The organism is Vibrio mexicanus (assembly GCF_001012815.1).
GTDB lineage: Bacteria > Pseudomonadota > Gammaproteobacteria > Enterobacterales > Vibrionaceae > Vibrio > Vibrio mexicanus.
Genome location: NZ_JYJP01000003.1, coordinates 68135 through 90211 on the forward strand (window position 1 = coordinate 68135; position 22077 = coordinate 90211).

A 22077-nucleotide genomic window follows, 5' to 3' on the forward strand; every position below is an offset into this window, starting at 1 on the left:
TAGATATTATATTCTTAGTTCGATTTGCTTAACTCGGCTTATTTAACTCGACTTACTTAACCCGATAGCACAGCAACCTCGACGAGTACTTAACTGAAGGGATAAGTTTCATAGCTAGGCATTTTGCCCAACCGACTCGTTTCCATTCAGGGAACTCGTTGTAAAGCTTTGTGGATACGTGTTCAAGGTTATCAGACCAAGACTCCATTTGTTTATCATCATCACAGCCGTAGATGAACCGTGCTTCCATGACCTTTAGTGAATCATGTCGATGTGAGTTGTCTCTTAGCCAACTGTTGACGACATCAAATAATATTTCACTGCCACCGAAGCGTTGAGCCATATCTTGGAACCACTTCTTCACAATGTCTTGTTCAAAATACATCAACACACCTTCTACAATGAAGATAAATTGGCCGTTAGGGTGTGCTTGAATCAGGGAATCCATCCATTGAGTTTCAAACATGGAGGAGGCAATGAAGGTTTCGTTTTCTTGAGATGGAATGAGTTGTTGTCGTGCTTGAATAATGGCCGGAATATCAAGCTGATAGAATGAGGCCTTCTGGGCTATTTGCCCAATGCGTTGGTATCGGCTGTCCAGGCCTGTACCGAGCAGTACAACAATGGGGTTTTCTCTAGTTTCAATAAATTGTATGAGTTGTTGATCAAAGTAGCGAGAGCGAATTGCGACACCTACAGAGCTGGCTACGGCTTGGTCAAACTTCGAAAAGTCGTAATCAAGAGTCTCGACGAGTTGGCAAGCTGACTCATCATTGATGATTGGATTGGTTAGCTTCGACTCCCTAGATTTCATATATAAAGTAATGAGCAGGGTTTCACTAATGTTATCTTGGCTGACTAGTTCTTCGTTCTTCATATCTCCATCCTTGAGTGACTAAGACAAAAAGTGGATTTGGCTTCTACCGTGGCTCGACAAACAAGGTTGATATTTAAGCGATGCGCAAATATGCGGAATCTCAATATCAAATCGTTGGGTGGAAAGCAGAAGTATCAGGCTTCATAGTAAAAAGCCAAAGATCAGAAAACAAAGCAATTTCAAAGTAAGCGTACTGATGTTGCAACATTGAGAGTGGTTATTGTGATTGAGCTAGACCTTGTAATTTAGGAACTTATCCAAGGGTAAAGAACGAGAGTAGTACCAGCCTTGTATGGTAATAGTGTCGTTAACTGGAATGAAGTTGAGTTGATCCTTCGTCTCAACGCCCTCGACCACCACTTCCATTTCAAGCCGCTCGGCGATCGCGAGAATACCGGCAAAAACCTTTTGGCCTTTACGATTGGCTAGTGCATTAACAAAAGCGCGGTCAATTTTGATGGTATCGATTGGGAACTGGTTCAAGTAGCTTAATGATGAATAGCCTGTACCAAAGTCATCGATATGTATTTTTACTCCCAATTGGTGCAGTCGGTTGAAAACGTGCGATAGCTTTTGTTGGTCGGCGAGGAGTGTTTCTTCGGTGATCTCAAAATGGATTAAGTGTGCGAAGGGTTTGATGGTGTTTTCGATCTCCCTCATGTAGCGGTCATCAAGTAGCGTCTCAGGCGTAACGTTAACGGATACCGTCACGCGTAAGTCGTTTTCTTCCATCACTTGTATGTCTTTAACCACTTGTCTGAACACCCAAAGATCGACATCTTTCATCAAGTCAGCTTTCTCTAACCAAGGCAAAAAGTGGAAAGGGGCCACAAGGTTACCTTTACGATCTTTACCTCGAATGAGCGCCTCACACCCAATCAGCTGTTTGTCGATTTGGGAGATTTGCGGTTGGTATTCAAGGCAGAAATCTTGGTGACTCAATAGCTCAATTTGCTTTTCTAGAACTTGTTGTTCTTTTTGGCTTTGAATGGCCGCAGCGATTGGGTCTGCTTGTAGGCTAGCAGCTTCCTCTTGGCGGCGAGTGTATGAAGTGTCAAGTGCCGCAAGTGCAATCTGGCTATTGCTATATTGGTTGTTTAGCTGATGAATTGCCGGAAAGTAGATGATGATACCGACAAGTATGTTTAAGGCTTGAATAAGTACCGCGCTCAGGTCTCCCCCGTTGCTATCCAAGCGTTGATTAGAATCGGAGAGTTAAATGGTACAGATACCCAAGGTGAGCCCATAATACCGAGAGACAGTGCAGCATATGCAATGGCGACGTTGGCCATGGGAGCAAGTAAAAAAGACAAAAACATCCGTGGGTTTAAGATAATTGGAAGCCCGAAAAGTAGGATCTCGTTTACGTTCATGATGCCAATTGGGATACTTGCGATGGCGAGCAGTCTTAAGCTTTTGTTTTTGCAAAAGAGCAGCATGCCAATGACGAGTGAAAGTGTGGCGCCACTCCCCCAATAAACACAAATGCTCCCATGAAAGAAAGGTTCATGTGATAGGCGGCTTCGCCTCCAGCCAACACAGTGGTGTAATTGAGTGCGATACCTTCTTGTAGGAATTCTATGAGAGGCAAAAGGGCGTAGTAGCCGTGAATGCCGAAGAACCACAAAATCGAGTTCAACGCTGAAAAAGTAAGCCCGAAATGCAGTGGTCGATTGGCGTAATCAATGCTGAGCAAATTACTCCATGACACAGAATCCAGCCCCATCATGATGCTGTAGTTCACAGACAATACAATCAGCGTGGTAATTAACGCAGGAAGGACAAGGTTGAGAGACTCTTTGACCAAACGCCCAGCAGTTTCGGTTTTAGTCAGAAACAGATATTTCTGATTGGCGAAGTAGGCGAGTATCGGGATGGCGTAAAGCGGAGTGAGAATCGCAAAGATAATGTTAAAGGTGAGTACGGTTTGCTCGTTAGGTACTAGGTGAGTGAGTGCAATCAGGTACATCAAAGACAGTAAGATCGCTGGGGCTCTTGGCAAGCGCCACTGCATGGCAACGATATAGCTGATCGTTGAGGTCATCAGGTACGGAAAAAATGCCGATACTGCGCCTTGGAACTGGTATAAGAGTTTTACCCAATCAGGACTCGATTCAGACATAAATTCCGTCAAGCTGGCAACAAAAAGCGCAATGGCAGACACCATTAAAACAGGGATCAGCCAGATGAGGCCTTCTCTTATTGCTTGCATTGAAGGAAAAATATACTGATTAGCGAGGTTAGATGTTTTACGCCATGAACGATCAACCAAGCTGGTCCTAAACTGCATTCCTTTGACTCCAAGGAGAAATGTTAATCTAATAATAGTTTAGTCAATTGCTAAATGCGGCTTGGTTCGCAATTTTATTTCGGGTGGGCGACAGGGTTCTTATTTTTGATACTGGGATGCAAAACTCGTTTGACCTAAAGGCAGAGTTCTGAGAGGGGGCAATTCGCCTTGTCAGATGGCGGTGCAGATAGAGAATATGGATAAACAAAAAGCAGCGCTGGTGCGCTGCTTTTCAGGGTTTAATCGAAAGGACTAGATTTTACTTAACTGTCCACTCGATGGTTTCACCCCCGCGAATTGGCACAACAATATCTGAGCCAAACGGCATGGTTTCAGGAACAGACCAAGTCTCTTTAGTCAAAGTGACCGTATCTTCATTACGTGCAAGACCATAGAAGTCTGGGCCGTTGTGGCTTGCAAAGGCTTCTAGATTGTCTAACTTACCTTCTGCTTCGAAGACTTCAGCGTAAAGCTCAAGCGCGGCGTGTGCAGTGTAAGAACCAGCACAACCGCAAGCAGACTCTTTAGCTCCTTTAGCATGTGGCGCAGAGTCCGTACCTAAGAAAAACTTCTTGCTGCCGCTAGTGGCTGCTTCAACAAGCGCTTTCTGATGTGTGTTACGTTTCAAAATTGGTAGGCAGTAGAAGTGAGGCTTGATGCCGCCAACTAGCATGTGGTTGCGATTATACATCAAGTGGTGAGCCGTAATCGTTGCTGCTACATTTTCGTTGGCATTCTTTACGAAGTTTGCCGCATCTGCCGTCGTGATGTGCTCAAGAACGATTTTTAGGTTCGGGAAGTCGTTAACAATAGGTGCAAGAACGGTATCTAGGAACTCTTTTTCACGATCGAAGATGTCTACATCATGATGCGTCACTTCGCCGTGGACCAGTAGCAACATGCCGACTTCTTGCATCGCTTCAAGAACGTGATAAATCTTTTTAGCGGATGTTACGCCAGAGTCAGAGTTTGTTGTTGCACCTGCTGGGTAAAGCTTAGCGGCCACCACTGCACCTGATTCTTTCGCCTTGCGAATTTCTTCTGGCGTGGTGTTGTCCGTTAGGTATAGCGCCATAAGAGGCTGGAACTGCTCACTTGGCTTCTCTGCATGATGCGATCGCGGTAGGCGATAGCCATGTCTGTTGTCGTTACCGGTGGGATGGTGTTTGGCATAATGAGCGAGCGGCCATTGTAGCGGCTAATATCGCGAACCGTATCCTTCAGAACTTCACCATCGCGAAGGTGAACGTGCCAGTCGTCAGGACGAGTGATTGTAAGTGTTGTCATTTCTATGCTCCCACCAAGTTTTATTATGTGTCTGGAGCCTATTCAAGGGTTTGCAATTCACGCAAACGCTTCCGTTTAGGCGACAGGATGATAGTGGAAAAGCCTGATCATTTCACCCTATTTTCTGTAAATGGAAGCGAATGGGAAAGATTGCATGTTATTTCAACAGTAACCATAGCGCATGAATCATGCCTGGCACAAAGAAGAAAATCGTCAGAATCAGGTTGATAAAAAAGTCTTTGCTGAATCCCTTAGAGATGAAAACCGCCAAAGGTGGCATTAACACACAGATGATGATCATCAGCAGTTTGTTGGTATCGTTCATGAAGTCGCTCCAATTAGTCCATTATTAGCCTCATTATTATGGGTGAATGACTGAGTTGCAATGTCTATCCCCCAAGCTATTAATACTTAAAGCAAAAGTGCGACAGTTTTATTGAGGTTATTTGGGTGAGTAACAGGTATCATAGCGGAACAACAATAAGGATATCAGGAGCGAGAATGTCAGCAGCGACACTTACACAAATTAATGTCTACCCAGTCAAGTCGGTGGGTGGGATTGCGATGTCGACCGCATGGGTTGAGAAGCAAGGATTGAGCTTTGACCGTCGATTCATGGTAGCCAATGCCGACGGTTCAATGGTGACCGCACGTAAAAATCCTGCAATGGTGCTGGTCAAGTCCAGCTTACTGCCTGATGGCATTATCTTCCGCTACCCAGACTTAGCACCTCTCAAGCTCTCTTACAACGCATTTAAGATGCAAAAATCCGATGCAACAGTGTGGAGCGATACGTTTACAGCCTATACGACGACTGATGAAGCCGATGATTGGTTTAGTAAAGTACTTGGGCATCGCGTCGAGCTGCTCTATACTGGCGAACAATCAAACCGAATACGACCTAAAGTTGGGCACAACGTGAGTTTCGCCGACGGTTATCCTGTACTTGTTATTAGTGAGAACTCTTTAGAAGAGTTGAACCGTCGCAGCTCGGAAGAACATAGCATGGATCAGTTTCGAACTAATCTCGTGGTAAAAGGTGACAAACCGTTTGTCGAAGATACATGGAAACGCATCCGTATCGGCGAAGTTGAGTTTGAAGCTAGGAAGCCTTGTCAGCGTTGTATTTTGACGACTGTTGATGTGGAAACAGGCTCTCTTCGCGCCAACAAAGAGCCGCTTAAGACCTTCTCCCAGTTCCGTGCCGATGGAGCAGGTGAAGTGTTTTTTGGGCAGAACCTAATCGCATTAAATGAAGGCATGATCCATCAAGGTGATGAAATCGAAGTCTTGGAATACAAGGATGCGGAAGTTTATGCCGATAATACCCCTGCGACTTTCCAGTTTGTTTGTGTTGAGCGAGAAGAGATTGCAAAGGATTTCGTTACATTCTGGCTTGAATCGGAGCATGACAAGGAGCTGAACTACCTACCAGGCCAACACTTACCGATTGAACTTAAGATTGATGGGAAAAAGGTAGCGCGTCGCTATACGCTCTCTTCTAGCCCATCGCGCAAGGGCCGTTTGGCGATATCTGTAAAACGTGTAGATGGCGGCCATGTATCTAACTGGTTGTTAGATAACCTTCAAGTGGGTGATGTACTCGAAGCTCAAACCCCAGAAGGCAACTTCAAGCTGGTGGAGCATGAATCGCCTTTGTTGCTTTTGTCTGCGGGAAGTGGCGTAACACCTATGCTTTCAATGTTGCGCTACCTTGCCGATCATAATCAGGTTGACGACGTTGTCTTCTATCACCAGTGCCGCACCATTGAAGATATTCCATGTCGTGAAGAAATTGAAAAGTTGAATCAAACGCACCAAGGGTTGCGGGTCATTATCTCTCTAACGCAGCCACCAATTGATTGGTTTGGCTTGAAAGGGCGCTTTAGCTTAAGCCACTTAAAACAGGTGCCGAACGTGAGTGACAGACAAGTTTTCGTTTGTGGCCCTGATGGCTTTATGAACAAGGCGAAGAACTTGCTTCTTAAACAGGGGCTTCCAGAGAATGCCTACCACCAAGAAGCGTTTGGAGTTTCTGCTCCCGTAGCTCGAAAAGAAGAAACTGTGAACATCACTTTGAATGGCACAGTCATTGAAGGTACCAATCAAAAAACCATACTCGAACAAGCTGAAGATGCAGGCTTGTACATTGCGAATAGTTGTCGAGCTGGTTTGTGTGGTGCGTGTCGCGTGACCGTTAAATCGGGCAAAGTTGACCAAGAAGATGTGCCTGCCCTGCAAGCCATGGGTGAGAATACCAATATGGTACTGACCTGCTGTAGTACCCCGTTAACCGATGTTGAGTTGACGACTTAATAGAAGCCTGTCGATTTTATCGTGTAACTGTCTCACTCTAAAATACGAAAAGAAAAAGCCCTTGCTCGAAAGAGCAAGGGCTTTACTTTTAAATACCTTAGCAAGTACTGATTTGTTTTTTAGGTGTACTCTAAGTATTTTTCAACTGACTGCTAGTAATTAAGCTTTTTAATAATAATTTAAAGGTCTTACGTACATAACTGTCCGATCGGACAGGTTTTCCCACGAACACGATTGACTACGTTGACATCTCCACTAAACAAAGGAGATGTAACATGCCACTTTCAATACTTTCTTACACATTTAACGATATTCCATCGTCTGACTATCACAACCTTTTATCTCTTCGCTACAAGGTATTTGCAAAACGATTGAATTGGGAGCTCACCGTTAAGCAGCAAACCGAATCTGATGAATACGATGTGCCTAGGGCGCACTATCTGTATGCAAAGGACGAGCATGGGCCAGTGATCGGGTGCTGGCGAGTTTTGCCTACGACTCAGGACTACATGCTCAAAGATACCTTCCCTGTGTTGCTTGGAGAAGAAACAGCGCCCCAAGAAGAGAACGTATTCGAGCTTAGCCGGTTTGCTGTCGACAAAGACTTCTCTGCGCAGGCGGGAGGCGTAAGTAATGTCACAATGAAGATGTTTCAAGCTTTGTATCAACATGCTCAGGCACACAACATTGACTCGTATGTGACGGTTACCTCGGTCGCTATTGAAAAACTCATTAGCCGAATGGGTATACCGAATGCACGAATTGGTGACCAGCAAGTCCATATGCTGGGAGAGACGCGTTCAGTGGTACTGCATATACCAATGAATGAGGATTATAAGGAGAGCGTTGGCGCATAAGTTGGCTGTAATAAGACCAAATTTCCCTAGATATGCGGGTGGATGTGCCCCCGAGTATCGCTTTAGTGATAGCTTGGTAGCGATTCGTCGCGCCAAGCTTATTACAGGCATTGGATATGTGAAACTTGGCGGTACGTTCTGAGCAACCAATAATCGCCGCGATCTCCCAAGCACTTTTTCCCTCCGCGGCCCAAGTCAAACATTGCACTTCCCGGTTAGTCAGCGACACCAAGTGTTCGTCGTCCCGAATGTCAGAAACAATATTATGAATATTTTGAGTCAGTAGTGGGACGATTAACTGAGAAGTTGCTATGCGAGCGCTATCGACATTGTAGGCCTTTGAGTCCGACGTGGCGAAGCTTAACATTCCAAACTCTCCCCGTAGGCCGTGAATAGGGATGCTGAAGCCTGCGTTGAGTCCATTGCATCGTGCCTCTTCGAAAATAACACTTGGCTTCGATAGACTCTTTGTCATCAAATCCCATCGAACGGGTAGAAAGTGAGACATGCTGTACTTGACGATAGGGTCCACGTGCATAAAGCCAGACTCGTCGTACTGTTCTCGCCAAGACGCGGGATAGTTATCAATAATTAGCGTTTTACCATCAACTAAAGTGGGCTGGAGAGAAATTCCAAGTAAGAAGTATTCGTGGTCGATGATATTGTTGAGTTTTAATAAAATTTGCTCGAGCTGCTTTGGAGAATCAATGACTTGATTCTCCTCGATAAGCTGCAAAATCTTTTGCATCATAGGCTGTTGTATCTTGTAGATTTGTACTGATATTTATATCAGATGAGAGTGATGTAGGCATGTATTTCATAGGAAAAACAGTGCTTACATCCTAATTTCTATAGGTTTATCAAACTTTATTGGCCCCTGCTAAGCTTTGTCGTTCACTAATACAGCTTTGCCTTTTGCTTATCCAGCGGTTTCTGTGTCGAACTTTTAAGTTTAACTTGAGACAAAATAACTCCTGAAATAACCATCAACCCACCAAGGAAATGGTAGCGATGGATAGTTTCGCCAAGCCAGCTAGCCGCTAACGTTACCGAGATTACAGGCAACAAGTTCATAAACATAGCACTAGAGTCTGCACCAATCCTATCGATGGCCCTGACCCACATCCAAGGAGCAAGTACTGATGCCAACAAACCTGCGTATGCGATAAGCGGTAATGAGGCTTGTGTAGGTAGCAGTACTTCACTACTGAGCCAAAGAGGCGTGAGCATGATGACGGCAAATAAGCCTTGCATATAGATTAGAGCCCAATTGGTAAGTGGCATTTTCCAGCGTTTCAGTAAAACACAGTAAGTTGCATATACCATTGCTGCGAGAAGCATAAGGGCGTCCCCCTGCGACACGTCTTGATGAATGAAAAACAGCATGTCACCCTCGCCAAGCATATAAGCAAGCCCCACTAGAGAGACGATTGCACCAGCAATGCTCAGCACAGAAATACGTTTACCAAGCAGCGGCAAACTTAGGAAAACGCTGAGCAATGGAACCAATGAAGTGATCAGCGACATGTTTGATGCTGTGGTGGTTAAGCCGGCGTAATACCCAAGTGATTGGTTGAGCACCATGCCTAACATTGCCAAAAAGGCCAGTTTTGATAAGTAAGGTTTGATGATTTTCCACTGTTTGACAACGCCGGGTAGGCAAAATGGTGTTAATACGAGCACGGCAAAGAACCAACGATAGAAGCTCATTGCGCTAGGTTCAATCGCCGAAGCGGCAAGTTTATTAACAATTGAGTTTCCGCCCCAGATGAAAACGGTGAAAAGAGGGAATAGATATACCATGTGACCAATATCGCAAAAGCAGGGAGTGACGATAGTTTGGCAGGTCGATATAATTGTATATATCTCCAAAAGGACATCGTGAGCGATAGGAAGACAATTTTGAAAAAAAGTGCGCGGAACCTTCATCCGTCGTTATCAATAGATAGAGCACCATCAGATGTATTTATGAATTTCGAGGCGTTTTTGTCGAACACAGAAACCCGAGTTCATAGCCACCCATGGGGGCAAGTGCAGTTGATTAGTGGTGGTATTTTGGAGATGGAAGCGGAATCCACACGATTCTTAGCGCCGCCTCACTTAGCTATCTGGGTGCCCGCAGGTGTAACACATTGTAGCTACAACCGAAAACCCCTCGATTATTGTTCGCTTAACATCGCTCATGAATTGACGGAGCACTTCCCGAGCCAAACTAGCCTCATTAAAGTGACGCCAATTGTGTCTGCTATAATTGATGACTTTCGACATCGAGACGTCAATGTAGCAGACAACGAACAGGATAAACGCTTGGTACAAGTCCTGCTAGATCAACTGGCCACTCAAGAAGTTGAACATCATTTCTTGCCGTCGACAGACAACAAATACTTAGCCCCAATCTTGAAAGCAGTCGAAGAAGAGCCAACCGACAATACCAGTTTGCAGCAATGGGCCGAGAAAGTGCATACCACAGAACGAACGTTAGCCCGCCATTGCCAAAGTGAGTTGGGGATGAGTTTTACAGAGTGGAGACTGAGGGTGCGCTATCTATTCTCGATGGATTTGCTTAGAAAAGGGCAGTCAGTAAAAGAAGTGGCGCTGACTCTGGGCTATAACCAAGCAAGCCCGTTCATTACTATGTTTAAAAAGTACTCCGGGCATACCCCGGAGCAATATAAAAGCAAACTGCTTTAGTTACGAAAGGTGGGTTTGGATAATGAAATCTAGCCCGCCAATAATTGCCGCAACTTGCGCGTCGTTACACTCTTCGTCAGTGACTTTTGGGCTGTCTGGGTAGACTTCAGTGGTCGTACCGAATAGGCAGTTTGTTACACCACCACACAAGCCGAGCTTCTTCATTGGGTAGTTGATAACGCCATGCGCGACCACTTCCGAGCCAATAATCTTGCCATCTTCATCAGCTGGTGCAATATGCGTCACTTTAGCAACTGAGGCGATAACAGCAGCTTGGAACTCTGACTGTGGGTTTTCAGTGTCGCCTACTGTGTAAAAGCCATCAGGAATCATACCTTCGATGTATTCAATACCATCGCGTGCGGCCAGTGCTGGTCGGAATTCAGTTTCGTCTGTGTCTGTCGTTTCGTGAAGATCGATGTGAACAAGAACCTTGTCACCCAATGTCGCCACCAATGCCATTAGGTTAGCAGACTCTTCGGCTGGAGAGTTTTCGTAAAACGATCGGTTTGGATCCAACGCAAGTGGGTTCCAACGGTTAATGGTCTCGTATCCCCAAGGGCTTACGCAAGGGGCAATGACTAGGTTGAATTGCTCACTGTATTTCTCACCTTGAGTGTCGACAAACTTAAGTGCGCCATGAACACCACTGGTTTCGTAGCCGTGTACTCCGCCTGTAATCAGTACTGTCGGCTTCGAGTCGTTCCAGTTTTTCGATTTAATACAGAACAGCGGAAAGCGTTCAGCGTTGTAGCTCAATGCACCGTACTGCTCGACATCGAAGCGGTCTTTGAGCACTAAGATTTTCGGTACGACTTCTTGTTGGTATTCGCGTTTAATGGTGGTTTGTTCGCGCCAGGCTAGGCGTTCTTCTTCTCCCCACTTTTGGCCAGGGGTGCCAATAGAGTATTGGTATGAGCTGCGCATAATCGTTCCTTGCGTATAAATCGTGTGCTAGAGAATAAACCCGACTTAATGAGTGAGCAATCAATATTATTCTGCTCAATGCGTAGAAGCCCACTAATTGATACTGATTAAATACGCCTTATTGAGTGCATCATTCTTGTGTGGTGGTGAGTTCCAAAATGACGTCGGATAGAATTTCAGTTGTTTGCGCGCCAGAAATAATGTGCTTTTTATTAAGAATATAGGCAGGGACGGCGTTGATGCCTGCTTCGAGCCATTGTTGCTCGGTTGAAGCAACCGCTTCTGCCCAGCTTGGGTCGTCGAGCACTGAAGAAACTTGTTGAGGCTCTAAACCGACGTTAGTTGCGACCATGAAAAGTACTTCTTCATCATCAATATTCAATCCTTGAGTGAAGTAGGCATTAAACAGCGCATGGTAAGCTCTAGTTGGCGACCTTCATTGGCTGCCCACATCACAAGCTGGTGGGCTTTGCGCGTGTTGTAGATCTTCATGTCATCAAAGAAGTTGAAGTCGAACCCTAGTTGCTTGCCTGTTTCCATTAAGCTCTGTCTTGCCATTTGGCTAGCTTCATCGGTGGTTTGGTATTTTTCTTGCAGATGTTCTCGTAGATTTTGTCCGGTATGGGGCATAGCGGGATTGAGCTCAAACGGGTGCCAGTGGAGATCAAACTCGACATCGGGATGCATTTGCATTGCAGCTTCTAGGCGTTTGTAACCTATGACGCACCAAGGACAGACGACGTCCGATACAATATCAATTCGCAACTTAGACATGAGGTGACCTCTTCGATCAGTGTTTCTACATATGGTTTTAGTATAGTTATTTGTGCTGCTTTTTTATACAGGTAGCTGCTGGTTGAGTGATCCACTTCAATCTGCGCCCCCTTATCTACCCCGATAAAAGTGAGAACAGGGGTGAGGTTAATCATCTTAAGGGCTCTATAATGCGGTTAGAAATTAAGTTATTGAGTTAAAAGAAGTATGGAGTTTGACCCTACCATGCCAATAAAATCGACCGACGTAATCCTACATGCGTTTGACTGGCCTTATGAGCTAGTCACTCAACGTGCTGAGCAAATAGCGGCTATCGGCTACAAGTCCGTTCTTGTGTCGCCGCCAATGAAATCATTTAAGCATGAAGACGGCACGCAGTGGTGGCAGCGCTACCAACCTCAAGACTATCGAGTGATAGACAATCAGCTTGGGGACACGCTCTCATTCATCAAAATGGTGCAAACCTTGGATCAATATGGGTTGCTGACTTATGTTGATGTGGTGTTTAACCATATGGCAAATGAATCCAGTCAACGCCTTGATTTGCAATACCCAAGCAGTGTTGAAATGGCCCAGTACGCTGCCCAATCTGAACATTATCAATCACTATGCCTTTTTGGCGATTTAAGCAAACCGCTTTTTGAAGAAGATGACTTCGTTGAAGCCTTTGGCATCAAAGACTGGAAAGACAAATGGGAAGTGCAGAACGGCCGAATCTCTGCAGGCGATCATGATCCGGGTTTGCCAACACTTAGAGATAACCCTCATGTTGTTGAGCAGCAGCAAAGTTTCCTTAAAGCGCTGAAAGCTATAGGTGTGAAGGGTTTTCGGATTGATGCGGCCAAGCATATGACTCTCGAGCATTTAAAGAAGGTCTGGACCGATGAAATCACGAAAGATTGTCATATTTTCGGAGAGATCATTACCGACGGGGGCGCAACCAAAGAAGAGTACGAGTTGTTTTTAGAACCTTACTTAAAACATACTCGATTGGGGGCTTACGATTTTCCATTGTTTCAGACGGTGTACGATGCACTCAAACCAGATGGGGACTTAACGGCTCTGATTAATCCGTACTGTTTTGGCCAAGCGCTTTCTGAAATGCGAGCCATTACTTTCGCCATTACTCACGACATTCCCAATAACGACGTGTTCGTTGATTTAGTCATGGATGAGTGTAGAGAAAGCTTGGCTTACAGCTATATCTTGGGCCGTGATGGCGGGGTACCACTAATCTATACCGATCTGAATACCAGTGATATCAGGGATGAAGACGGTAACCCAAGATGGTTGAATGCGTGGAACCATCCAGACATGGCGGCAAGGATTCAGTTTCACAACGCGGTCCATGGTACTCCGATGAAACTGCTTGAAGCTAACTCAGACCTGTTGGTGTTTTCTCGCGGCGCGAAAGGTTATGTGTTGATCAATAAATCGAGTCGAGCTCAAAACATTAGCTTACGCCACCCGAAATCGCTGGTGGATGTGTTGTCCAAAAAGGCTTTTGAACCAGATACCAGTGGTAAAGTGGAAATGATGCTGCCATCACTGACAAGTATGTTGCTTCTTGAAGAGTAGGGTTAAGATGCTACTACCCAACCGACCTCCATATCAGGAAAACACAAAAAGCAAAGAGGCTGAGCATTATGCTCAGCCTCTTTTTATGTTCAGTTTTATTCTGGTTAACTTTGCTCTTGGTGATTTTGCTCTAGTAGACGCAGAGCGAGTTGAGATGCGGTTATGTGAGTGAATCACGACCAAATACGATTTGCTTGAGCAGGTGATACTCTTCATCACGGCCATCAAAAAGTTCTTCAATCATTGCGTCTTCGCTGGTACCTGAGAGTAAGCGCTTGCGGGCTTCTCTCATTGTCATCACTAGCAGTTCATCTTTCGGTAAATCCGCATCCTCGTTAGGAGACCACTGAGTAAACTGCTGGCTGCGCTCAGTTTGCATGAGCAATGGCTGCATGTTGGTGACTTCATGCTTCACCAAATCGAGCATCGAGTCTTTCACCGCATCTTTCATCTTGGTGTCTTTAGATAAACGTTCAATCAATGCAGTGCTTAGATTAGTGTGCTCGACATATCCGGCTTTGCAGGAAAGGCATTAGTCAAACGAACCGAGAAATCCACACGCTCAATGACAGTTTGCGGGAAGAAAGTCAGCGCACACAAACAGTCAAAAGGAATCCAAAAATCATCGCCAGCTTCAACCGCGTATTCTTGTTTACCAAGACGCACCAACATTACACCTTGTTTTACACAAATTAGGCTGTGTTTGAGTACCTTTTTACGGGGTGTGGTACTTAAGAAAGGAAACTCGAAGCTTTGGTGTGAAATAGCGTAATGCATATGGGTTCTCATTGTTCTTGGGTTGCTAAGGTTACCGTTTCTTATAGTAAAATCCAACAGTAAGTGGTACATAGACAGTAAGTCTGGTCTGACCTTGTTAAAACTGAGGGATAGATTGCTGATTACTGGGTTAACTATGCGTAGAATAGACCCGCTTTTTATATGATGTAGTGAAAAATGACTTCTAATACCGACCCATTTATTGATATTCGTCCGTACAACGATGACGAAATTCCAGCGGCAATTGACCGCCTAGTTAACGATGAAGAGTTTATCAGCGCGATTTTGCAGCATCGTTTCAAAAACAGCCCATCTTGGTTCAAAGGGCTGATGTCTCCAATCGTTCGCGTATATCTGAAAATGAAATGGGCGAAGCTTTCATCTGTTGAAGCGATTCAAAACGAAGTGAAGAAATATCTTGAGCAAATGCTAGAAGTAACCACCGATGGTGTGACTTATTCTGGCCTTGATCAATTAGATAAGGAAACGGCGTACCTGTTCGTTTCTAATCACCGTGATATCGCAATGGACCCAGCACTGGTCAACTACGGTCTGCATCAGTCAGACCATAAAACTGTTCGTATCGCGATTGGCGATAACCTTCTAAAGAAACCTTGTGCCACTGAGCTGATGCGTCTTAACAAAAGCTTTATTGTGAAACGATCGGCTAAAGGGCCACGCGAGATGATGAAAGCGTTAGGCACGCTGTCTGCTTACATTAAGCACTCACTGGACACGGCAAATTCTATTTGGATTGCACAAAAAGAAGGGCGCGCGAAAGATGGTAATGACTTTACCGATCCAGCAATCCTTAAAATGTTCCACGTAGAAGGTCGTAAGCAGAAAGTCGCTTTTCCTGACTACATCAAATCATTGAAGATCGTGCCTGTAGCGATCTCATACGAAAACGATCCTTGCGATACCGCAAAAGCATTAGAGTTATACGAAAAAGCAACGAGCGGCACGTACGAAAAAGGTGAGTTTGAAGACATCGAAAGCATCATTCAAGGCATTGTTGGTTACAAAGGCCGTGTCCATGTGGCGTTTGGTGAAGTGATCACAGGTGACTTTGACACGCCAGAAGCGTTGGCCGCTGAGATTGATCGTCAGATTCACGATAACTACCGTCTATTCCCGATGAACCACTTAGCGGCGAAAGAAGAGGGAGCAGAGGAGAGCGTGAAGAAGCAGCTTGAAGAGAAGCTCGCCGCTTTACCGGAGGGTGCGCATCAATATCTGTTAGACAGCTACGCAAATCCGGTAAAAAACCAAGCGTAAAATCATACAAATGAATGAAAAAGAGATGCCTCGGCATCTCTTTTTTTGGCTATTGGATTAGTGTATGGCGTTTATCATTGGTGCGTTTAGCGAGCAACCGCTCCGCCCAAGGTTAAGTTACTGGGCCACTTACTGATTTGGTTACCACCCAAAAAGATATTGCCATTAACGGTCATCGTATCTGGAAATTCAGTGATGGCAGAACCCCCGATATACAAATCACCCTCTACAATTATACCTTCAGGTAAAGCTTCTAACGGAGTTCGAATCACACTGAGGTCACCACGTACGCGAAACCTCGGTGGCAAACTTGTTAGCGGTGTATCGGTAAAGTTGATATAGCCGCCCACTCGAATACCACCCGGCCAGCGAGTTATTTCAGCACCAAGAAAGTTCGCATAGCCTTTGATTTTAGTGCCTTTTTGAATTCGTGCGAGTTCACTGTTCGACGCATCTAAACTTCCGCCTACATCTAAACCACGCGGCAGCGACTTGATTGAAGTTTTGGCAATGTTGAGGTTGCCCTTGATTTCGATACCTTCAGGCAAGCTGGTATACGGCTTGTTACGCAAATCCAAGTTACCGTAGTTATCTAAATGGTTCAGAATGCGATAGTAATCTAACGGGTCAGCAGCCGTGGGTAAGGCCGTGACAGCGAACAACAAAGAGATAAATGTGAGAATGAGTTTGGGCATAACGCAATGAGTTGATAGCAGATACTTATAGTATCGGCATCCTACTTTAGAGCTTCAACTGTTATTCTATTTGAGGGTGACTGGCTGCATGGAAGGTCACAAAAAAATAAGACGGTTTCCTAGGTCACAGGCACAAAAAAGCGGGCTATTGCCCGCTTTTAGAAATTCATATTGGCTTATCGAGAGATTGAACGTGATTTCAGTTCGAAGATAAGTTTTTCAGCGCTCACTTCGAACTTGAAGCGTGCTTTTAACTCAGTTGAATCGTCTGTCAGCTCGCTTGCTTCAAACTCAACGTTCTCACAAACTTCTTTGGCAAGAGCAACGTATTTGTTGAACTCAGCTTCGATTTGAGCCTTGTTTGAAGCGAAGATCGAAACTTCAGCGACATCATCACCTTCTTTAATGATAAAGCCCATCTCACCTGCACAACCACACGCTTCGCATACTTCTTCTACATTGTTATCAATGCTCATAATTTAAAACCTCTTAAACAATTTGTTGATATTTTACAGACATATTTGAGGTCAATCCACAAAAAAACAAGGGTTACCTAAGAAAAACCAAACCGTATGATAGCCTATATAAGGCGAGGAAAGATCTATTCTGATAGAGGTTGTGAAAACTCAGTGTGATCTGAGTCATGTTTATGGGTTAACACTCGGATTTGTATGGCAAGGATGGTATTTGGTGAGTTGCTTGTCATTAAAATTTATAAGATTATCGTTCCTTATAACATATAATAATACCCATGCAAATGTGCATATTCATTAATTTGCTGAATACGCTAAAACTAGACACGGGAATATGATATTTATGCACGTAAATCCATATAGTATCAAGATTTTTATTAATATTTCTGATAATTATGGAATGGCTGCCAACTACGTAACGCATAAATAATGTTGAACATTTGATTTTGCAATAACGCATCTATTGATGATGGTTATTGATTTAGAAGAGAAGAACCATGCCAAAGCGTAGTAAAGAAGATACTGAGATTACCATCCAAACGATCATGGATGCAGTGGTGGATCAGTTATTGAGACTCGGGTATGACAAGATGTCGTACACCACATTGAGCCAGCAGACGGGTGTCTCCCGCACTGGTATAAGCCATCACTTTCCGAAGAAAACGGACTTTACCGCAGCGTTAGATGGCCGAATCTTTAAAATGTTTGTTGTGCATCTTGATTTTGACAACGGGCTAGACGCTTTTTCAGCAAGCTGGATTAAAGCGTTAGACAACTCAGAGTTCCTTGCGATTTTGCGTCTTTTATTCCATCACACTGTTACGTCAGTAAAGACTCATGAGTTTGCAGCCAACGGTATTGACCGTCTTTACAAAATGGGTGAAGCAGAATTCGGCCCAGCCAGTGAAAAAGAGATCGAGTGGCTATTGGGCAGAACCCTTGTTCACATGAGCAAGTAGTTGACTCAGACAAAAAGCCTTCCAATCGGAAGGCTTTTTTCATTTCAATGTTCTTTAGATAACCATTTAGGCAAAATATTAACTAAATCTATCGATAATCTCGGTTAATTTTGCGACACATCTCCTAGTGCGATAACAATCTGTTACACTCTACTGTATGGAATAATAATAAGAGTAGTAGGTGGTCGCATGTCATACCCCGTACTCATCTGCGACGACTCCGCATTGGCTCGTAAGCAGATGGCGCGTTCTCTCCCTGCATCATTAAATGCAGATATCACCTTTGCTGTACATGGACTTGATGCCCTAGAGCAATTGGAAGCTAATACATTCAAACTGATGTTTCTTGATCTTACCATGCCGGAACTCGATGGCTTTGGTACCTTAGAAGAGATCGGTAAACGCGGAATTGATATCCCTGTCGTGGTCGTGTCTGGTGATATCCAGCCAAAGGCCAAAGAAAGAGTCATGGCACTCGGTGCCAGAGCCTTCATTCAAAAACCGATAAACAAAGACGCACTTAAAGCCGTGCTGCGTGAACTTGTTGAAGTGGTATCTCAACCGCAAATCATAACCCCGGTCTCGGTTGAGTTACCCGTTTTAAAGCGTCGTGATATCTATATGGAAGTGGCGAACGTCTCCATTGGTCGCGCAGCGGATGCACTGGCTCGCCATTTCGACGTCTTTGTTCACCTACCATTACCAAACGTCAACATCTTTGAAGTTAGTGAGCTTCACATGGCTTTGCGAGACTTGGCAGAAAATGACCAGGTATCGGGTGTTTGTCAGGGCTTCAGTGGAGAAGGGATTGCCGGCGAAGCCTTGGTTCTTTTAAGCGACTCCAGTGTCACGGACTTGAAAAAATTGATGAAGGTGCCAGCTGATAGTGAAGAGCTTGAAGAACTAGAGCTCCTTATGGACGTATCGAACATCCTAGTTGGTTCGTTCTTGAATGGGTTAGGGGAGCAATCGGAAGTACGCTTTTTCCAAAGCTCGCCAGTGCTGCTAGGTCAGCACATATCAATTGATTCAGTGATTAACTCAACGTCAGGCTCATTTACTAAGACAATGACGTTTGAGGTGAGTTACAACATCGATGGCACAAGTATTCGCTGTGATTTACTGTTTATGTTTGTCGATGAATCGTTACCACTGTTGGACAACAAACTCTCTTATCTCATGGAGGACTTCTAATGCTTAATCTCCCTGCAGAATTCGAGCAGTTCCATTGGATGGTGGACATGGTTCAAAACGTGGATATGGGCTTGATCGTGATTGACCGCGAATACAAAGTTCAAGTCTGGAATGGTTTCATGACGCATCATAGTGGTGTGCAGTCACACGATGCCATTGACAAGTCATTGTTCGAGCTGTTTCCAGAGATCCCTCAAGACTGGTTTAAGCTGAAAACTAAACCAGTTTACGACTTGGGTTGCCGCAGCTTCATCACTTGGCAACAGCGCCCTTACCTATTTAAGTGCCGCAACGTACGTCCTGTGACTCAGCAGGCTGAGTTTATGTACCAGAACATCACTCTTAACCCGATGCGTACACCAACGGGTGATATCAAGTCTTTGTTCCTATCTATTCAAGATGCAACGGCAGAAGCACTGATCTCTAAATCTCAGAAAGCGTAACTATCGCTCAATAGATACTAAAAAGCGGCAATAACTGCCGCTTTTCTTGTATTTTCCGATTGCCGAAGTCGCTATTTTAAAGCTTGTAACGCGCGCCAAACAATATCGCAGAGTTGGAGTAATCGCTATCGAGCTCCAAGTAGCTAAACTCGACACTGAATTCTAAATCTTTCTCGGAACGCGACTGCATTTTTGCTCCAATACCAATGTACGGGTGAGTGCCAGAACTGTATTGCACTTCATTAAACCCGGTGCTTTGCACGCTCTCTTCGAAGGTTGAATGGGTTAAACCACCTTTAGCGTAAAGAAAACCAATATCTTTAATTGGGTGCTGAATACGAACTCCGCCAAAAACACCTTGGTAGTAGGCATCACGATTCAAGTCGGCCGAATCTACGTTAGACGGGCGGCCACCGTCCGATTCAGAGTAGCTGATATCTAAATCAAAATAATTGGTTACGGCGTAGCTGTAGCCAACTTGAGTTACCCAAGCGCCATCAGAGGTATCGCGATATTGGACGTTAGCGTAACCTGAATCGACATAAGCGCCAGAGTCACGAATAGGTGAAGAAGAAGCCAAGGTGTTCGGCGAAAAAAGAACAGCAAAAACGATTAAACACAAAGAGAGAGTGATCAAGTTAAACAACTTTTGCCCTGTATTTTCCATCTCAAGATTCCTTACGTTGCCGATTCATTGACGCTAGATACACATCTAGCAACTATCAGGCCGATCAAATCTATAGATATAAAATATGTGTGATAAATTTATGTGGATCATTTTACTAATGAAATGGTGAAAAAATAACCACGTTTAACAATGACAAAAAGTGATTTGCATCACATTACTGAGTGGAAGCTAGTAAGCTAATCGTTTTCGGAAAACGTTTGGCTTAATGGTAACGTAGTCAAAGCAGCAAGGAAATTAATCTAAGTTGTTGTTTTATATCAAGTGTGAATATTTTGACGTAGAAGAGAAGGAAGGACAGTTTTTCAGGTATGGATTCTGACGCATGGTATCACAAAAAAAAATGAAAATTCAGTCTTGCGACAAATAAATCACGGCCTATAATGCTGAAAACCGGAGCGTCTGCCAACGCTCCGGTTTTTTTGTGTCCGAAGAAAGGTAACGCGTCTGCCAACGAGTTGCCAACGCACTATGCTTAATTGATACATGCAAGTATGTAAGTAAGCCATAGGCCCACTGGAACATGTACTAATAAATCAAGGAATTTACACAATGCGTATCGAACAAGAACTTAAGTTAGGCTTTAAAGATGTACTGTTTCGCCCTAAGCGATCAACACTAAAAAGTCGTTCTCAAGTAAATTTAACGCGCGATTTTACATTCAAGCACAGTGGTCGTCAATGGTCTGGTGTTCCAGTCATCGCAGCTAACATGGATTCAGTGGGCAGTTTCGAAATGGCAACAGAGCTTGCCAAGCACGGCGCAATGACAGCAATGCACAAACACTACACAGTAGAGCAGTGGGCAGAGTTCGTTAAAAGTGCAGATAAAGAAACGCTAAATAAAGTCTTCGTATCAACGGGTACGTCTGAGCGTGATTTCGAGAAAACAAAAGAGATCATGGCACTGAGCGACGATCTAGAGTTCATCTGTATCGACATTGCTAACGGTTATTCAGAGCACCTTGTAGAGTTTGTTGAGAAAGTGCGTGCACAATTCCCAACGAAAACCATCTCTGCGGGTAACGTAGTTACTGGCGATATGTGTGAAGAGCTAATCCTAGCTGGTGCAGACATCGTTAAAGTGGGTATTGGCCCAGGTTCTGTATGTACAACACGCGTTAAAACAGGTGTGGGTTACCCTCAGCTTTCTGCAATCATCGAATGTGCAGACGCAGCACACGGCCTTGGCGGCATGATCATCGGTGACGGTGGTTGTTCTTGTGCAGGTGATGTTGCTAAAGCATTCGGTGGCGGCGCAGATTTCGTGATGCTAGGCGGTATGCTAGCAGGGCATGAGCAATCTGGTGGCGAAATCGTTGAGAAAGACGGCGAGAAGTTCATGAAATTCTACGGCATGTCTTCACAGTCGGCGATGGACAAGCACTCTGGTGGTGTTGCTCAATACCGTGCAGCTGAAGGTAAAACCGTACTATTGCCATACCGTGGCGATGTGAACAACACAATTTCTGACATCCTTGGCGGTGTACGTTCAACTTGTACATACGTAGGCGCAGCAAAGCTTAAAGAGCTAACGAAGCGTACCACGTTCATCCGCGTTCAAGAGCAAGAGAACAACGTATTCGGTAAAGAGAAGTAATCTGATACTTCGGAAATTGTTGAAACAACCATATATTGATATTTGTGTAGCCCGCCGTGCCGCGTGACAACTGAAACCGTATAAAATAAGAAACCGCCAATTTGTCATTTTGTGCGGTTTCTCGTTTAATTTAGGCGGTTCATGGGCTGTGCTTAAATAGCTTTTAAACGGTTTTTAACACTTCATCATTCATACCTGATCGCAGGTACAAACGGCTGTTGTTTGTCTCCCTCTCGCCATAGTGCGTATTGTTCGAATACAGATTGGCGACGAGTGTTGAACATGGAAACGAGTGTAGTGACATCTTGGTATGTTAGCGTGACCACAGAGTTGTCGGCAGAAATCCAACCAATTGTGTCTGACGCTTTCTCTGGATT

The 22077-nt window shown here is 44.6% G+C and carries 18 protein-coding genes and 5 pseudogenes; 9 read left to right on the forward strand and 14 right to left on the reverse strand.

Annotation, left to right across the window (positions count from 1 at the left end; translation table 11 throughout):
* Nucleotides 1–52 precede the first annotated feature (52 nt).
* The 4 genes and pseudogenes from UA76_RS01130 to UA76_RS22765 form a co-directional block, all read right to left on the reverse strand.
* Nucleotides 53–877 carry a class I SAM-dependent methyltransferase gene (locus UA76_RS01130; protein WP_047042274.1) on the reverse strand — a complete coding sequence of 275 codons (825 nt, stop codon included), beginning with the start codon at nucleotides 875–877 and terminating at the stop codon, nucleotides 53–55.
* 231 nt (nucleotides 878–1108) lie between these two features.
* Nucleotides 1109–3167 (reverse strand): annotated as a pseudogene (locus UA76_RS25515) (PTS sugar transporter subunit IIC/EAL domain-containing protein).
* Between the two features lie 259 nt (nucleotides 3168–3426).
* Nucleotides 3427–4454 (reverse strand): annotated as a pseudogene (gene pyrC / locus UA76_RS01140) (dihydroorotase).
* A 157-nt stretch (nucleotides 4455–4611) separates the two neighbouring features.
* On the reverse strand, nucleotides 4612–4779 hold the full coding sequence (locus UA76_RS22765) for a YqaE/Pmp3 family membrane protein (RefSeq protein ID WP_047042276.1): 168 nt from the start codon (nucleotides 4777–4779) through the stop codon (nucleotides 4612–4614).
* Between the two features lie 176 nt (nucleotides 4780–4955).
* On the opposite strand from UA76_RS22765, the gene UA76_RS01150 reads away from it, so the two are divergent.
* Nucleotides 4956–6770, forward strand: coding sequence for a hybrid-cluster NAD(P)-dependent oxidoreductase (locus tag UA76_RS01150; RefSeq protein ID WP_047042278.1), 1815 nt, complete (start codon nucleotides 4956–4958; stop codon nucleotides 6768–6770).
* Between the two features lie 275 nt (nucleotides 6771–7045).
* On the forward strand, nucleotides 7046–7627 hold the full coding sequence (locus UA76_RS01155; protein WP_047042280.1) for an acyl-homoserine-lactone synthase: 582 nt from the start codon (nucleotides 7046–7048) through the stop codon (nucleotides 7625–7627).
* A gap of 46 nt (nucleotides 7628–7673) precedes the next feature.
* Here UA76_RS01155 and UA76_RS22770 read toward each other — a convergent pair.
* Both UA76_RS22770 and UA76_RS01160 read right to left on the reverse strand, forming a co-directional pair.
* Nucleotides 7674–8375 (reverse strand): annotated as a pseudogene (locus tag UA76_RS22770) (LuxR family transcriptional regulator); the annotation flags it as partial.
* 149 nt (nucleotides 8376–8524) lie between these two features.
* Nucleotides 8525–9430, reverse strand: coding sequence for a DMT family transporter (locus UA76_RS01160; protein ID WP_047042281.1), 906 nt, complete (start codon nucleotides 9428–9430; stop codon nucleotides 8525–8527).
* Nucleotides 9431–9529: 99 nt separating this feature from the next.
* Here UA76_RS01160 and UA76_RS01165 point away from each other — a divergent pair, with 99 nt between their 5' ends.
* Nucleotides 9530–10318 carry an AraC family transcriptional regulator gene (locus tag UA76_RS01165; RefSeq protein WP_047042312.1) on the forward strand — a complete coding sequence of 263 codons (789 nt, stop codon included), beginning with the start codon at nucleotides 9530–9532 and terminating at the stop codon, nucleotides 10316–10318.
* Here the strand turns inward: UA76_RS01165 and UA76_RS01170 are convergent, their stop codons facing one another.
* Nucleotides 10319–11245 carry a M14 family metallopeptidase gene (locus UA76_RS01170; protein ID WP_047042283.1) on the reverse strand — a complete coding sequence of 309 codons (927 nt, stop codon included), beginning with the start codon at nucleotides 11243–11245 and terminating at the stop codon, nucleotides 10319–10321. It lies immediately after the preceding gene.
* Nucleotides 11246–11375: 130 nt separating this feature from the next.
* Nucleotides 11376–12019, reverse strand: a pseudogene (locus UA76_RS01175) (DsbA family oxidoreductase).
* 207 nt (nucleotides 12020–12226) lie between these two features.
* On the opposite strand from UA76_RS01175, the gene UA76_RS01180 reads away from it, so the two are divergent.
* On the forward strand, nucleotides 12227–13597 hold the full coding sequence (locus UA76_RS01180; RefSeq protein WP_238322123.1) for an alpha-amylase family protein: 1371 nt from the start codon (nucleotides 12227–12229) through the stop codon (nucleotides 13595–13597).
* Between the two features lie 160 nt (nucleotides 13598–13757).
* Here UA76_RS01180 and UA76_RS24225 read toward each other — a convergent pair whose 3' ends face one another.
* Nucleotides 13758–14078, reverse strand: coding sequence for a hypothetical protein (locus UA76_RS24225; RefSeq protein WP_238322124.1), 321 nt, complete (start codon nucleotides 14076–14078; stop codon nucleotides 13758–13760).
* A gap of 8 nt (nucleotides 14079–14086) precedes the next feature.
* Nucleotides 14087–14374, reverse strand: a complete 288-nt coding sequence (locus tag UA76_RS24230) for a hypothetical protein (protein ID WP_238322125.1) — start codon at nucleotides 14372–14374, stop codon at nucleotides 14087–14089.
* 177 nt (nucleotides 14375–14551) lie between these two features.
* Between UA76_RS24230 and UA76_RS01190 the strand changes: the two genes are divergently transcribed.
* On the forward strand, nucleotides 14552–15652 hold the full coding sequence (locus UA76_RS01190; RefSeq protein ID WP_047042285.1) for a 1-acyl-sn-glycerol-3-phosphate acyltransferase: 1101 nt from the start codon (nucleotides 14552–14554) through the stop codon (nucleotides 15650–15652).
* 86 nt (nucleotides 15653–15738) lie between these two features.
* Here the strand turns inward: UA76_RS01190 and UA76_RS01195 are convergent, their stop codons facing one another.
* Both UA76_RS01195 and UA76_RS01200 read right to left on the reverse strand, forming a co-directional pair.
* Nucleotides 15739–16347 carry a hypothetical protein gene (locus tag UA76_RS01195; RefSeq protein ID WP_047042287.1) on the reverse strand — a complete coding sequence of 203 codons (609 nt, stop codon included), beginning with the start codon at nucleotides 16345–16347 and terminating at the stop codon, nucleotides 15739–15741.
* A 176-nt stretch (nucleotides 16348–16523) separates the two neighbouring features.
* A complete protein-coding gene (locus UA76_RS01200) occupies nucleotides 16524–16823 on the reverse strand; it encodes a YfcZ/YiiS family protein (RefSeq protein WP_047042289.1) in 300 nt (99 codons plus the stop codon).
* Between the two features lie 494 nt (nucleotides 16824–17317).
* On the opposite strand from UA76_RS01200, the gene UA76_RS01205 reads away from it, so the two are divergent.
* The 3 genes from UA76_RS01205 to UA76_RS01215 all read left to right on the forward strand — a co-directional run bounded on the left by UA76_RS01205 (nucleotide 17318) and on the right by UA76_RS01215 (nucleotide 19416).
* Nucleotides 17318–17779: a TetR/AcrR family transcriptional regulator gene (locus UA76_RS01205; RefSeq protein WP_047042291.1), complete on the forward strand. Its 462-nt coding sequence runs from the start codon at nucleotides 17318–17320 to the stop codon at nucleotides 17777–17779.
* A gap of 189 nt (nucleotides 17780–17968) precedes the next feature.
* A complete protein-coding gene (locus tag UA76_RS01210; protein WP_047042293.1) occupies nucleotides 17969–18973 on the forward strand; it encodes a response regulator in 1005 nt (334 codons plus the stop codon).
* On the forward strand, nucleotides 18973–19416 hold the full coding sequence (locus UA76_RS01215; RefSeq protein WP_047042295.1) for a PAS domain-containing protein: 444 nt from the start codon (nucleotides 18973–18975) through the stop codon (nucleotides 19414–19416). Before UA76_RS01210 ends, UA76_RS01215 begins: the two co-directional genes overlap by 1 nt.
* Before the next feature lie 76 nt (nucleotides 19417–19492).
* Here the strand turns inward: UA76_RS01215 and UA76_RS01220 are convergent, their stop codons facing one another.
* Nucleotides 19493–20083: an outer membrane beta-barrel protein gene (locus tag UA76_RS01220; protein WP_047042297.1), complete on the reverse strand. Its 591-nt coding sequence runs from the start codon at nucleotides 20081–20083 to the stop codon at nucleotides 19493–19495.
* Between the two features lie 570 nt (nucleotides 20084–20653).
* On the opposite strand from UA76_RS01220, the gene UA76_RS01225 reads away from it, so the two are divergent.
* On the forward strand, nucleotides 20654–21700 hold the full coding sequence (locus tag UA76_RS01225) for a GMP reductase (RefSeq protein WP_047042299.1): 1047 nt from the start codon (nucleotides 20654–20656) through the stop codon (nucleotides 21698–21700).
* A gap of 185 nt (nucleotides 21701–21885) precedes the next feature.
* Here the strand turns inward: UA76_RS01225 and UA76_RS23815 are convergent.
* Nucleotides 21886–22077 (reverse strand): annotated as a pseudogene (locus tag UA76_RS23815) (hypothetical protein); the annotation flags it as partial.

Bases quoted from the DNA above. Each gene is read 5' to 3' on its own strand.
- UA76_RS01225 (WP_047042299.1), top strand. From the start codon at position 20,654: ATGCGTATCGAACAAGAACTTAAGTTAGGCTTTAAAGATGTACTGTTT.
- UA76_RS01215 (WP_047042295.1), top strand. From the start codon at position 18,973: ATGCTTAATCTCCCTGCAGAATTCGAGCAGTTCCATTGGATGGTGGAC.
- UA76_RS01170 (WP_047042283.1), bottom strand. From the start codon at position 11,245: ATGCGCAGCTCATACCAATACTCTATTGGCACCCCTGGCCAAAAGTGG.
- UA76_RS01210 (WP_047042293.1), top strand. From the start codon at position 17,969: ATGTCATACCCCGTACTCATCTGCGACGACTCCGCATTGGCTCGTAAG.
- UA76_RS01180 (WP_238322123.1), top strand. From the start codon at position 12,227: ATGGAGTTTGACCCTACCATGCCAATAAAATCGACCGACGTAATCCTA.
- UA76_RS01130 (WP_047042274.1), bottom strand. From the start codon at position 877: ATGAAGAACGAAGAACTAGTCAGCCAAGATAACATTAGTGAAACCCTG.
- UA76_RS01190 (WP_047042285.1), top strand. From the start codon at position 14,552: ATGACTTCTAATACCGACCCATTTATTGATATTCGTCCGTACAACGAT.
- UA76_RS01160 (WP_047042281.1), bottom strand. From the start codon at position 9,430: ATGGTATATCTATTCCCTCTTTTCACCGTTTTCATCTGGGGCGGAAAC.
- UA76_RS01195 (WP_047042287.1), bottom strand. From the start codon at position 16,347: ATGCCCAAACTCATTCTCACATTTATCTCTTTGTTGTTCGCTGTCACG.
- UA76_RS22765 (WP_047042276.1), bottom strand. From the start codon at position 4,779: ATGAACGATACCAACAAACTGCTGATGATCATCATCTGTGTGTTAATG.
- UA76_RS24230 (WP_238322125.1), bottom strand. From the start codon at position 14,374: ATGCATTACGCTATTTCACACCAAAGCTTCGAGTTTCCTTTCTTAAGT.
- UA76_RS01200 (WP_047042289.1), bottom strand. From the start codon at position 16,823: ATGAGCATTGATAACAATGTAGAAGAAGTATGCGAAGCGTGTGGTTGT.
- UA76_RS01220 (WP_047042297.1), bottom strand. From the start codon at position 20,083: ATGGAAAATACAGGGCAAAAGTTGTTTAACTTGATCACTCTCTCTTTG.
- UA76_RS01150 (WP_047042278.1), top strand. From the start codon at position 4,956: ATGTCAGCAGCGACACTTACACAAATTAATGTCTACCCAGTCAAGTCG.
- UA76_RS01155 (WP_047042280.1), top strand. From the start codon at position 7,046: ATGCCACTTTCAATACTTTCTTACACATTTAACGATATTCCATCGTCT.
- UA76_RS01205 (WP_047042291.1), top strand. From the start codon at position 17,318: ATGCCAAAGCGTAGTAAAGAAGATACTGAGATTACCATCCAAACGATC.